Genomic DNA, 12,317 nt, shown 5'->3' with positions numbered 1-12,317 from the left:
GGTGTCTAGACCTCGCGACAAAGTCCAACTGTCGTACTCAATAAGTCCGAGATATTCAGTTTTTGCTGCAGGATAAAAGGCTTGAGCAGAGGCCAAAGCCTGAAGCTGGTTTGCGTTTTCGATTTTTTTGTGCAGTCAAGGCATCTATAGCTATTGCTGCCTGATCTGGATAACGTATTAAATAATGAGGTTTGTCGGCAATGGAACTCAGTCTGACTTCAACAGGTGGCACAGTTTGTTTAGTCGCATTAATAGCCTGATTAACGTCAATATAGTCGGTCCCGGCAGATAGTGCTGGCAGACTTTGCAAATGTTCTGTGGATGTTAACTTGGGATAGCCGACAAACAACATGACGATACCTGATATGAACCACAAGGCCATAAACAGGCATAGAGCAATCCCAAGCCAACGATGCCACAGAAACAACTGTCTCATCAGTATTTCAGATCCAATGATAATTCGACGCTGCGTGGCTCACCGACGTAATACTGACTAGAAGAACCAGAATAGGCATACAACTTGTCAGATAGGTTTCGTCCACGTAGCGTGATATCCAAGTGCTGACTAACACGGTATCGAGCATACGCATCATATAGGGTATAGGCTGGGAGTTTCTGAGTGTTGGCACTGTCGGCATATACCGATGTCACGTGACGGGCTCCCAAACCGAACTGCCAGTCTGACAAGGGTTGATAAATCAACCATAAATTGCCAAGTCGTTTAGGAATACTGCTCGGCATGTTGCCCTTATATGATTCACCCGCCTCGAAATATTCATCATATTCGGCGTTGACAAAGGCGACATTGGCATCAGCACGCAGAGTTGTGGTTATTTGCAGAGATGTCGCAAATTCGAGGCCTTTTGATGTTTGTTGACCAACTTGAATCGAACGGCTGGAGTCATTTGGATCTCGGACTAAGAAATTCTTACGAACGATATGATAAGCCGCGATAGTGGAAGTACCACGGTTATTCCAATAATTAAATTTTGCACCTATTTCAAATTGACGGCCTTTACTGATATCGAAGTCATTAATCGTCGTAGTGCTTGATGTCGTCAATGTACCGCCTGGTGGTTCTGATGAGGTGCTGTACTGAGAATATAAACTGATGTCCTCATTTAACGCATACACCAGTCCTAAACGGCCAGAAACGGTATCCCATTGACTGGTTGATTTTTCTGCCCCTGGCGAAGGTACAAGCTCAAAATCAATGTGGTCATAACGCAAAGCCGAGATAAGTGATAGACGATCGGTAAGGCCTTGTCGGTTCTCTGCGAATACAGAAATCATCTTGACTCTGTTGCTGCGGCCTTCTTGCAAAGAACCAATACCTAATTCAGCAAAGCTGCCAGGGTCATAGTTATATGGATTAATAAAATCAAAAGTTCCGGATGAGGTCGGAAAGCCTGTGTGATGGTTAGTGTTGAAGTCAAAGCCAACAGCCCAGTCACTTTTTTGGGCGAACAGCTCGCCCTGATGCGTCAGCTCAATTCGGTTACCATTCATTTCCTGTTCATGACGTTGTTGATACCCACTGCGACGCTCAATTACGCTATTGGTTGAGTCTGTATAACGATAGCCCTCAAGGTTCTGATAGTCACGTTCAGCACGATAATGATAAAACGTATTTCGTAAAGCGGTTTTGTCATTAAACTGGTAGTCCGTCACTGATCGTAGCCAACGAACACGTTGCTTATATACCCCATCTTCAACGTTATAGTTGTTATGGCGGATACGCTTATCAATTTGTAATGTGCCGCTTTGGGGCTGTAACGTTGGCGTGCCCCAATATGGACTATCAACATTTTCTTCCTGATATTCCACAGCTAACGTATGAGATAGATTGGTCGTAAGATCACTCAACCATGAGAAGGCCATAGAATCAGAGCGTGTTTCATTTCGATCAATGTAACCGTTGCTATTTCCTTGACTGTAATCAAAACGAATCCAGTTATACTCATTGAGTTCTTTGTTAACACCAAGGGATGTTTCAGTGGTATCAAAGCGACCATAACTTAAGCGACCGGTAAGTTCTTGATCAATACGATCAGCGGTTTTGGTAACGTAATTCAGGCTACCGCCAACGGAGCTAGCTCCATATAAAAAAGAAGATGGGCCGCCAACCGCTTCAACACGATCATATATCCATGAATCAACAGGTCGCGCAGCTATACTATAAGCTAAAGGTATACCATTAAATAACTGGTTTACCTGTGATCCTGTAAATCCTCTGTATGAAACAAAGGCACCACGACCCGGAAAGGATGCCAGATTAATTCCGGGCAAAATATTGGCAGCATCTTGCAAGTCGCGAGCTCCTATTTGTTGCATTAACTCACGATCTGCAACTGCAACCGATGCTGGGTTTTCCCGAGCTGATAATCCAAGGCGGGAACCTGCCTCAGTCGGTGTATCAAGATCTAATAAACCTCTATTTTTATCGGAAGTTACCACCAAGGCGTCTAATTCTTGTGGTGATTCAATACTTGTGTCGGCGAAGGTAAGTGGACTTAAACCTAGAAATAGAAGATTGATATATACGATTTTCCCAGACATTGATAAAGCTCCGCAAAATTAAGCAAAGCATGTTACCGATGAAAATCTGGTGGAAAATCGGTGATTTAGTCTATGACTATGGGATATGACACGATTTTCAATAATGCGATGTTTTACTGGTGAAATGATGACAACTATGTCTCGGTCTACGCAATCTATTGCTTTGAGGTTTTGATTAATAACTTTTCTTCAAACTGCTGAATCCGCCAGACAAAGAAAATGCCGGTACTCATGACTGCTGCAGCCATCCACAAGGATGAGAGGTAATTACCGGTTAGGGTTGATAAATATCCGGCTAAAGCTGGTGCGATGAGTTGTGCAATCCCGTAGCTTATTGTCAGTTTTGCCATGGCTTTAGCTGGATTATGTGGAAACTTATGGCCAACATACACTAGCATCAGACTGACAATACCGGCAAAAGTGGCGCCGAAGAGCAATGCGCCAAGCACATTCAGTAACAGTGATTCGCTGAAAAGTGGAATAAAGATAGAAAGCAAAATCATTGAATAAGCCGTGATAATCGCTCGAGTTTCACCAATCCGTTCAGCCACTTTGTCCCAGATGATGCATGATGGAATCGCTGCAATTCCCAACATGACCCAGATAATATTGCCATGACCGGAAAGGCTGGGCATACCTTCAAGGATCGCCACGATAAATGTGGCACTGATAACGTAACCCACGCCAGCACAGGCATAAGCGGCAATCATTAATCGCATCCATTTAGTGTTGGGAGCGGTAAAATCGGCTGTCGGAGGATTTTGTAAAGCAGGTTTTGGCATTAAAAACCAGGCAGGCAGGAAAAACAAAATCCCGAAAATCCCCATGATTAACCATTGTTCAGCCCAATTGAAATACGGCGTAATAATCACGATAACAATACCCGGGATAGCGATTCCTAAACCCAGCCCGGAAAAATGTATACCCAAAGCCGATTTGTAACCATTTTGTTTTAGCCAGCCCATCACAAATCCTGCCGCAAGAATGATTCCTGCGGTGCTTGAAAGACCACCGATAAACCGCAAAATGCTCCATAAAACCATATCGGTGGTAACGGCCATTAATAAAGTGCTCAACACCGCTAGGATGAGATTGATCCGGTAAAACAAAAACTTGGTTTTAAGGCTGGCTAAGAACGAAATCAGCACGACACCACTCAGATAACCAATGTAATTAAACGTCGCTAACCAGCCACCGGTGAGTTTATCCAACGAAGTTTCGCTGAGCATCACGGGTAAAAAAGGCGTGTAGGCAAAACGGGCAATACCGACGGTAAGGATTAATGCACAAATGCCTGCCAGGATCACTTGATAGCGAGGGGATATATGCAGTCGGTTGGTGCTCATAATCAGAAACTTACCTGAACAAAGTGGCGAGTCATACGTTTTACCATAAGTCATCACAATATGTACGGAAGAGAGTGAAGCGACTTGAGAGGTCCATTAACTTAAAGGATTAATTAATAGTTGGCCTTGTTTAGTGCTCATTAATCCTCACTTAATACCAGTTGGGTAGTCTTACGACACAAAAATTACCGGAGTTCTGAATGAAGAAAATAATCTTAGCTGTTTCGATAGTGCTCATTGGCTTGGGCAGTTATTTTGCTATCGCTGAACAGCAAGAGCCTGAGGTCATCAGCTATATCAAACAGCAAGGGGTAACGATTGTGGATACGTTTGACACCCCCGCCGGTTTAAAAGGCTATGCCGCTATGGTTCAAGGCCAGCCGATGAGTATTTATCTGACAGAAGATAAACAATATGCCGTTATTGGAAATCTGATTAATGCCGAAGGTGACGATTTGGGACAGGAAGCGCTTTATGAACTGATCAGCGCGCCGCAAAATGAAAAGGTTTGGCAGCAATTGGAGAGTGCGAAGTGGGTATTAGATGGCGATAAAAATGCCAAACAGATTATTTATACCTTCACCGATCCGTTTTGCCCATATTGTCAGCGACTACGTGAAATGGCCGAACCATACATTGCGAAAGGTGAGGTGCAGTTTCGCCATATTATCGTCGGCATTTTGCAGGAAGACAGTTTGCAAAAGGCCGCGTCGATTTTAGCTGCGGACTCGCCTGAAGAGGCTTTGCAGCAACATATTCAACAAACAGACACTGCCAGGCCCAACCTGAATGAAGCAGCTTTAACCAAAGGAACTGTGCTGGTGGATGAAAATAATCTGCTGATGGAGCAGCTTGGGCTGATGGCGACACCAACCAGTGTTTATAAAGATGCCAAAGGCCATGTTCGGCTGGTAGAAGGCATGCCGATGCGGGACGATATCAACAGGATGTTTGAACCGTGATGTCAATTAACATCGGCCCATTTGCCATACCGCTTGAGCCATTGCTGTTATTTAGCAGCGGTTTAGTTGGAATATTGGTGGCATCTTTTCTAGCCAGAAAAAATGAAGGTTCAGTGACCGATCCGTTATTGATGATGCTGTTATTCGGGCTGGTGATTGGCCGTATCGTGTTTGTGATCAAATTTGCTGATCATTATGAATCCTTCTGGCAAATGCTGGATTTCCGGGATCGTGGCGTGGATTGGTTTTCCGGCATGATTGCGATGGTGCTGTTTTTGTTATGGCAGATTAAACGTCTGCCTCAACAACGCATAGCTTTATTCGGCGGAGCCATATCCATTTTGCTGTTCTTTTCAGTGACATCTTTTGCGCTAAATGCGGGCCGTGAGTCAGTCGTGATACCGGATATAACTCTCGAACAACTGGATGGCGAGCAAAAATCGTTGAATCAGTTTGCTGGAGAGAACGTGACGGTGGTGAATTTATGGGCAAGTTGGTGCCCACCCTGTCAACGTGAAATGCCTGCTTTTGAAAAGTCAGAGCAACAGTATCCTGAGATCCGCTTTGTCATGCTGAATCAGCAAGAATCAGCGGAAACAATTGAGAAGTTTCTGGCTGAAAACCAACTGACATTTGATCATGTGCTGATCGATAAAACCGGCAAAGTCGCAGATGCATTTGGTGCTTACGGTTTGCCTGTCACGTTATTTTTTGATCAGCAAGGCACATTGGTTGAGAGTCATATGGGGGAAGTCTCAGCGGCTTCGTTAAGCGCAACGTTAAAACAGCTTTCACCGTAATCAGCACGTCACGCTCACCCTGTTTTATATACAGTTTGAAAGGAGTATTTATGGATCTGCAACTTACTAACAAAACAGCTTTTATCAGTGGTAGTACTGCCGGTATTGGTTTTGCCATTGCCAAGGCTCTGGCTGAAGAAGGTGCCAATATTATCGTGAATGGGCGATCCGAGGCATCCGTAAAACAGGCTGTAGAATCATTGAAAACAACGGCCAAAGGCGAAGTAACAGGGTTTGCCGGCGATTTGTCTTTGGCCTCTGAAGCTGCGAAATTAACTGAGCAGTATCCCAAAGTAGATATTCTGATTAATAATCTGGGTATCTTCGAGCCAGTCCCTTTTGAAGAAATACCGGATGAAGACTGGTTGCGCTTTTTTGAGGTGAATGTGCTCAGTGGTGTGCGTTTAACGCGTGCCTATCTACCTGCGATGAAACAACAAAACTGGGGCCGGGTGATTTTTATATCCAGCGAAAGCGGCGTACAGATTCCTCATGAAATGATTCATTACGGCATGACGAAAGCAGCTCAGATTGCCATTGCCCGAGGTCTGGCAGAACAGGTTGCCGGTACCGATATCACGGTGAATTCAGTCTTGCCTGGCCCAACCAGCTCAAGAGGTGTTGAAACCTTCGTCAGTGATCTGGCAGAAAAAGAAGGTCAAAGCATTGAAGCATTCGAAAAAGACTTCTTTGCAAACGTCAGACCGACATCACTGATCAAACGTTTTGCCACCACCGAAGAGGTCGCATCAATGGTGTGTTATCTGTCCAGCCCCTTGGCTTCTGCAACGACTGGAGCAGCTGTTCGTGTTGATGGTGGTGTGATTAAAAGTGCTTTTTAAGCATTTATCCGATTTCTAACTTTTCAAAATCTCGCTCCAGAAATTTTTAAAATTTTATTCTTTAAGAAGAGACACCTTATGACAGCATTGTTTACTGAGTTTTCACTGAAAGATGTGACGTTACGCAACCGTATTGCGGTTCCACCGATGTGCCAATACAGTGCCGATGATGGCCATACCAATGACTGGCATCTGGCGCATTACACCCAATTAGCACGCGGTGGTGCGGGTCTGGTGATTGTTGAAGCCACGGCAGTCAGTCCCGAAGGAAGAATTACCCCGGGGTGTACTGGCATATGGAATGACGCCCAGGCAGAAGGCATGGCAAAAATTGCTTCGGCCATTAAAAAAGCCGGTGCATGTGCAGGTATTCAGATTGCCCATGCTGGACGTAAAGCCAGTGCTAATCGTCCATGGGAAGGCGATGATCATCTGGCTGATAGCGATCCGCAAAGCTGGCAGACCATCGCACCTTCTGCGGTTGCTTTTGGTGCCAATTTGCCCAAAGTCCCCCAAGCCATGACGTTGCAAGATATTGAACGGGTTAAAGCTGACTTTGTTGCCGCTGCCAAACGCGCCAAGGCTGCCGGATTTGAGTGGCTGGAATTGCATTTTGCTCATGGCTATCTGGCACAAAGCTTTTTTTCAGTCCACTCCAATAAGCGTGACGATCAATATGGTGGCGATTTGGCCGGTCGTAGTCGATTCTTACTGGAAACTTTACAAACCGTGCGAGAAGTCTGGCCAGAAAATCTGCCATTAACCGCCCGCTTTGGGGTGATTGAATATGATGGTCGTGATGAAGAAACGCTAAGTGAGTCGATTCATCTGACTCAACAATTTAAACAATCTGGTTTGGATATGCTCAGTGTCAGTATGGGGTTTTCTACTCCTGATGCGGATATTCCGTGGGGACCGGCTTTGTTAGCACCTATTGCTGAGCGTGTGCGTCGTGAAGCAGAGATCCCAGTTGCTTCAGCCTGGGGCATTGATGAACCTAACACGGTGAACCAGGTTATTACTGATCAACAAATGGATTTAGTGATGGTGGGACGTGCGCATTTAGCGAATCCTCACTGGCCTTACCATGCAGCTAAAACCTTAAAAATTGAAGATCCAGCCTGGGTGTTACCTGCACCTTATGCACATTGGCTGTCGCGTTATCATGCTCCAGATAGCTAAACATTAAAAAGTAGCCAAAATGTAATGATCACTAAAATAGGGAGCACCCAAATTCAGCCTCATCATAAAGGCAGTTGCCATTGTGGTGAGGTTGAGTTTGTTGTGCATTTGCCAAACGGTATTGAAGACCCTCGGCGCTGTGATTGTTCTATGTGCCGGAGAAAAGGTGCCATTGCCGCGTATGTTCCGCTATCTGCTCTGCAAATCACCAAAGGTGCAGATAAGCTCTCGCGGTATCAATTTAATACCATGACGGCAAAGCACTATTTTTGCTCAAGATGTGGGATTTATACACATCATCAAACCAGAGCAAATCCTGAACTACTTGGCTTTAATCTCGCCTGCCTGGAAGGGGTAAATCCTTTTGAGTTGGGTGAGGTTCGAGTGAACGATGGCATCAATCATGTCTCGGATCGAGGTACGTTAAATTAACGCGGAATGAAGTTTTTTTGCCAAATCAGCTGGCTCAGCGTAATTTGCTGTTTTTCGATTCACTGTCCCTAAAAAATAATCAGGATATCTCTTGCTAAGCTACCGCCATTCCTTTCATGCTGGCAATTTTGCCGATGTGCTCAAACATATTGTATTGATTGAGATTTTGCAGCACCTCGGTAAAAAAGAAAAAGCCTTTGACTACATAGACACGCATGCCGGGGCTGGTCTTTATCATCTGGCTTCAGCTCATGCTGAAAAACTTCAGGAATACCAAAATGGTATTGCTAAATTAAAGGCATCTGACTGGCCGGAACTGGCTGCCTATTTTGCCGTGATTGATGCGGTCAATAACAATAACTCGCTGGAGTATTACCCCGGTTCCCCGTTTATTGCTTTGCATTGTATGCGTCGCCAAGACCGTGCCTGGTTATATGAATTACATCCTGAAGATGCCAGTTTGTTATTGCAAAACACCCAAAAAGTGAAACGGGCCAGAGTGATGCGTGAGGATGGTTTAAAAGGCTTATTGTCTTTATTACCACCAGTATCACGCCGTAGTCTGGTATTGATTGATCCGTCTTATGAAATCAAATCTGATTACGATTTAGTGTTTCAGACCGTTGAAAAAGCCTGTGCAAAATTTCCCACCGGCACCTATGCCATCTGGTATCCAGTGGTTGAACGCAGTCGAATCACTCGCCTCGAAAAACAATTTATTAAAAGTGGCATCAAAAATATTCAACGCTATGAGTTAGCGGTCACTGCGGATTCTGACGAGCGCGGCATGACAGCATCGGGCATGATTGTGATTAACCCGCCTTGGCAGCTAATGGAGACAATGAACCAGCTATTACCAAAACTGGTCGGCACGTTGGCAGTCGATAGCGGTGCTTTTTATAAAGCAGAAATACTGGTAGCAGAATAATCCCTCGCGACTTCGTCGGCAGACATAATCTGCATTAAAGTCAAACGCCATAATCTCATGACAAGATAGTGTTGGATTCACCATTCCGGACTAAATAGCATCATGAGCAATCCGATTATTCATCGCAAACCACACGGTAAATCGTTCAGTTATCGTTATGGCAATGGTAAGACGGTTAAAAACGCGGCATTAAAACGCTGGATAAAAAGCCTCGCTATTCCACCTGCATGGGAAGAGGTTGAAATTCAGCAGGATCGGGATGCCAAAGTTTTGGTGACCGGACGGGATAATCAGGGCCGAAAACAATATATCTATAATCCCCACTGGGTCGAAACGGCCAGCGAACAGAAATTCAAACGAATTTTGCGATTTGCCGAGCAACTGGAAACTATGCGGCGGGTAACCGGACAACATATCCAACGAAGACCCATTGATCAAACCACCGTGCTCGCCTGTATGACACGGATGCTGGATGATGCTTTTTTTCGACCCGGCAGTGCCAGTTATACCCGGCAAAACCATACTTATGGTTTGACCACCTTGCGCGCAAAACACATGACTATCGAAGATGATCGTGTGGAGTTTGAATACGAAGGTAAAAGCCATCAACAGCAATTTCGTACTGTCACCGATGAGCAGGTACGCGAGGTGCTTATAGCATTGGAAAATATGTCCGGTTACGAATTATTTGATATCACCTTGCCGGATAAAAGTCGGAAAAAATCACGGCACAAGATTTGAATCAGTACATTTCAGACGTCATGGGTGAGGACTTTAGTGCCAAGGATTTTCGCACTTGGGCTGGAACTGTTTTGATGGCGGTGGCATTGGATAAACTTGGTCCGGCGTCCACTGAAAAAATCAGTAAAAGTAATATCGTCGAAGCAGTGAAAAATGTGGCTGAACGGCTTGGCAACACTCCCGCTGTATGTCGCAGTAATTACATTCATCCACAAGTGATTTTGCAGTATGAAAGCGGCAAGACTTTGGATTACTTTCGCCGACAATTTAAACGTTATCGCGGCAAATATCTTAGTCTGGATGAGAAAGCGACAATGAAACTGTTAACTGTTTTAATGAGCGATGAGAGTAAATAAAAAAGCCCGTTGTATTGAACAACGGGCTTTTTAGGTAAACAGACTCAGAAATTTTGAAATAAAGCTAAAGCTGCAGCATATTCTTCACTATTTTCATCCAGCTCTACTACACTGATGCCGGTATCAATACCCAGCTTACGGAAGGCTAGAACCTTGTCGCGAGTGTTGGGATCCAATGCCTTATTGGTATTGAAATAGCTTTGCAGACTGGCAACTTGGACCACGTCGGTCAAATCCGGACCATTCTGGCTGTTACGATTCAAATTGGCATGCTCTGCAGCTACCGTGATGAGATTTTCCGGGAAATCCCAGCTCTTAAGAATGGCTTCCCCAATTTTTGAATACAGATTTTCAATCAAAGTATCCAGACGGCGAGGATCTTCTATTAAATCCGGCATATCTGCAGCTTTCATCAGAATTGGCAGCGCACCAATTTCATGTATCAAACCCGCCAGCATAGCTTCATCATTGGCAATATGAGGGTGTTTTGAGGCGATGACCTGACTGGCTGCAGCAACTTCGATACTGTGTTGCCACAAATCGCGCATGCGTTTTTCCAGTTTTTTATTGGTTGGACGGAACATTTGTTCCATCACCAAACTGGTGACCAGATTGCGAACCATGGGAATGCCGAGTCGAGACACTGCTGTCTGCACCGATTCAACTTCAACGCGACCTCGATACAGCGGGCTGTTGGCGACTTTTATAAGTCGAGCTGATAACGCTGCGTCGGTGGTGATGACCTCAGCAAGTTGCGCTGCAGAGACATCTGGATTGTTGGCAACCTCACGTACCTTGAGAGCAACCTCGGGCAATGTAGGCAGTACCAGTTTTCCCTTTTGGAGATCATTAATGATCGTCGTGTACAATTGGTCTTGTTGACTCATATTAATCCACTGTAATAAATCAATTTGAAGTGTGAATGATTTTCAGTTATTTTGCTTGGTTTGCCAACCGTTTTAGCTAATAGCAGGTGCTCAGTTGAACGACGAATTTCCTAGAATCAAACGTCTTCCGCCATACGTTTTCAACATTGTAAATGATTTGAAGGCAAAAGCGCGTGCGCGCGGCGAAGATATTATCGACTTTGGCATGGGAAATCCGGATAAACCGGCACCCGCGCACATTGTGGAAAAATTAGTCGAAGCGGCCCAGCGTCCTGATACTCATCGATACTCTGTTTCTCGAGGTATTCCACGCCTGCGTAAGGCAATCTGCGACTGGTATCAGCGTAAATACGATGTAACTCTGGATCCCGATTCTGAAACCATCGTGACCATCGGTTCTAAAGAAGGCTTGGCGCATTTAGCCATGGCAACTGTTGGTCCTGGCGACGCAGTATTGGTACCGAATCCGGCTTATCCGATTCATCCGTATGGCTTTGTTATTGCCGGTGCGGATATCCGACATGTGCCATTGACGCCTGATGTTGATTTTTTTGCTGAACTGGAAAAGTCAGTAAAAGACTCTTGGCCGAAACCCAAAATGCTTGTGCTGAATTTCCCCGGCAATCCGACTACTCAATGTGTAGAGCTGGATTTCTTCCAACGCGTAGTGGATTTTGCCAAAGAACACCAGATTTGGGTGGTTCATGATCTGGCATATGGTGAAATCACCTTTGATGGTTATAAAGCACCGTCAATTTTGCAGATCCCCGGCGCAATTGATGTCGCTGTCGAGTTTTATACCTTATCTAAAACCTACAATATGCCGGGTTGGCGGGTAGGCTTTATGTCTGGTAACCCGACATTGGTTGCGGCTTTGGCTCGGATGAAGTCCTATCTGGATTACGGCATGTTCACGCCGATTCAGGTAGCCGCAATTACCGCATTGGAAGGTCCGCAGGAATGTGTTGCGGAAATCGTTGAAACCTATAGACAACGTCGTGACGTGTTGTGTGAAGGTTTGAATGCGATTGGTTGGCCGGTTGAGAAGCCAAAAGCGACCATGTTTGTCTGGGCCAAAATTCCGGAACAATTCCGTGAAATGGGCTCGTTAGAATTCAGTAAAAAATTGCTCAAAGACGCTAAAGTCGCGGTATCACCTGGCATCGGTTTTGGTGAATACGGCGATGAATATGTTCGTTTCGGACTGATTGAAAATCAGCACCGTACCCGGCAGGCAATCCGTGGTATCCGCGACATGATGAAAAAAGGGTAGGGGGCAAAA

At 45.1% G+C, this 12,317-nt stretch carries 13 protein-coding genes; 9 read left to right on the top strand and 4 right to left on the bottom strand.

The annotated features are described in order from the left end of the window. Positions 1 to 55 precede the first annotated feature (55 nt). The 3 genes from E8Q33_RS15730 to E8Q33_RS12865 form a co-directional block, all read right to left on the bottom strand. The gene (locus tag E8Q33_RS15730) at positions 56 to 436 is read right to left on the bottom strand and encodes a hypothetical protein (RefSeq protein WP_211116173.1); all 381 of its coding nucleotides are present in this window, start codon (positions 434 to 436) and stop codon (positions 56 to 58) included. Next, positions 436 to 2,559 carry a TonB-dependent siderophore receptor gene (locus E8Q33_RS12870; RefSeq protein ID WP_136555225.1) on the bottom strand — a complete coding sequence of 708 codons (2,124 nt, stop codon included), beginning with the start codon at positions 2,557 to 2,559 and terminating at the stop codon, positions 436 to 438. The genes E8Q33_RS15730 and E8Q33_RS12870 overlap by 1 nt, the downstream gene beginning before the upstream one ends. Before the next feature lie 155 nt (positions 2,560 to 2,714). Beyond that, the gene (locus tag E8Q33_RS12865) at positions 2,715 to 3,905 is read right to left on the bottom strand and encodes a YbfB/YjiJ family MFS transporter (RefSeq protein WP_136555223.1); all 1,191 of its coding nucleotides are present in this window, start codon (positions 3,903 to 3,905) and stop codon (positions 2,715 to 2,717) included. A 200-nt stretch (positions 3,906 to 4,105) separates the two neighbouring features. On the opposite strand from E8Q33_RS12865, the gene dsbG reads away from it, so the two are divergent. From dsbG to E8Q33_RS16500, 8 genes are all read left to right on the top strand, one after another. Next, positions 4,106 to 4,867 (top strand): thiol:disulfide interchange protein DsbG, encoded by a 762-nt coding sequence (gene dsbG, locus E8Q33_RS12860; RefSeq protein WP_136555221.1) that lies wholly within the window; start codon positions 4,106 to 4,108, stop codon positions 4,865 to 4,867. Continuing rightward, the gene (locus E8Q33_RS12855) at positions 4,867 to 5,667 is read left to right on the top strand and encodes a TlpA disulfide reductase family protein (protein WP_136555342.1); all 801 of its coding nucleotides are present in this window, start codon (positions 4,867 to 4,869) and stop codon (positions 5,665 to 5,667) included. Before dsbG ends, E8Q33_RS12855 begins: the two co-directional genes overlap by 1 nt. 50 nt (positions 5,668 to 5,717) lie before the next feature. Continuing rightward, a complete protein-coding gene (locus E8Q33_RS12850) occupies positions 5,718 to 6,509 on the top strand; it encodes an SDR family NAD(P)-dependent oxidoreductase (protein WP_136555219.1) in 792 nt (263 codons plus the stop codon). Positions 6,510 to 6,587: 78 nt separating this feature from the next. After that, the gene (locus E8Q33_RS12845) at positions 6,588 to 7,691 is read left to right on the top strand and encodes an NADH:flavin oxidoreductase/NADH oxidase (RefSeq protein WP_136555217.1); all 1,104 of its coding nucleotides are present in this window, start codon (positions 6,588 to 6,590) and stop codon (positions 7,689 to 7,691) included. A gap of 24 nt (positions 7,692 to 7,715) precedes the next feature. After that, positions 7,716 to 8,123: a GFA family protein gene (locus E8Q33_RS12840; protein WP_136555215.1), complete on the top strand. Its 408-nt coding sequence runs from the start codon at positions 7,716 to 7,718 to the stop codon at positions 8,121 to 8,123. A 91-nt stretch (positions 8,124 to 8,214) separates the two neighbouring features. Then, the gene (locus tag E8Q33_RS12835) at positions 8,215 to 9,051 is read left to right on the top strand and encodes a 23S rRNA (adenine(2030)-N(6))-methyltransferase RlmJ (RefSeq protein ID WP_136555212.1); all 837 of its coding nucleotides are present in this window, start codon (positions 8,215 to 8,217) and stop codon (positions 9,049 to 9,051) included. 102 nt (positions 9,052 to 9,153) lie between these two features. Beyond that, on the top strand, positions 9,154 to 9,792 hold the full coding sequence (locus E8Q33_RS16505) for a DNA topoisomerase IB (RefSeq protein WP_211116172.1): 639 nt from the start codon (positions 9,154 to 9,156) through the stop codon (positions 9,790 to 9,792). After that, complete coding sequence (locus E8Q33_RS16500; RefSeq protein ID WP_211116171.1) at positions 9,789 to 10,148, top strand: hypothetical protein; 360 nt, start codon at positions 9,789 to 9,791, stop codon at positions 10,146 to 10,148. The genes E8Q33_RS16505 and E8Q33_RS16500 overlap by 4 nt, the downstream gene beginning before the upstream one ends. Positions 10,149 to 10,192: 44 nt before the next feature. On the opposite strand, the gene E8Q33_RS12825 is transcribed toward E8Q33_RS16500, so the two are convergent. Further along, complete coding sequence (locus E8Q33_RS12825) at positions 10,193 to 11,035, bottom strand: HDOD domain-containing protein (RefSeq protein ID WP_136555210.1); 843 nt, start codon at positions 11,033 to 11,035, stop codon at positions 10,193 to 10,195. Positions 11,036 to 11,129: 94 nt separating this feature from the next. On the opposite strand from E8Q33_RS12825, the gene alaC reads away from it, so the two are divergent. Next, on the top strand, positions 11,130 to 12,308 hold the full coding sequence (gene alaC / locus E8Q33_RS12820) for an alanine transaminase (RefSeq protein WP_136555208.1): 1,179 nt from the start codon (positions 11,130 to 11,132) through the stop codon (positions 12,306 to 12,308). Positions 12,309 to 12,317: the final 9 nt, after the last annotated feature.

The organism is Methylophaga sp. SB9B (assembly GCF_004832235.1).
Taxonomy (GTDB): domain Bacteria; phylum Pseudomonadota; class Gammaproteobacteria; order Nitrosococcales; family Methylophagaceae; genus Methylophaga; species Methylophaga muralis.
The sequence above is the reverse complement of the archived record's forward strand: the minus strand, read 5'-3'. Positions and strand labels throughout refer to the sequence as shown.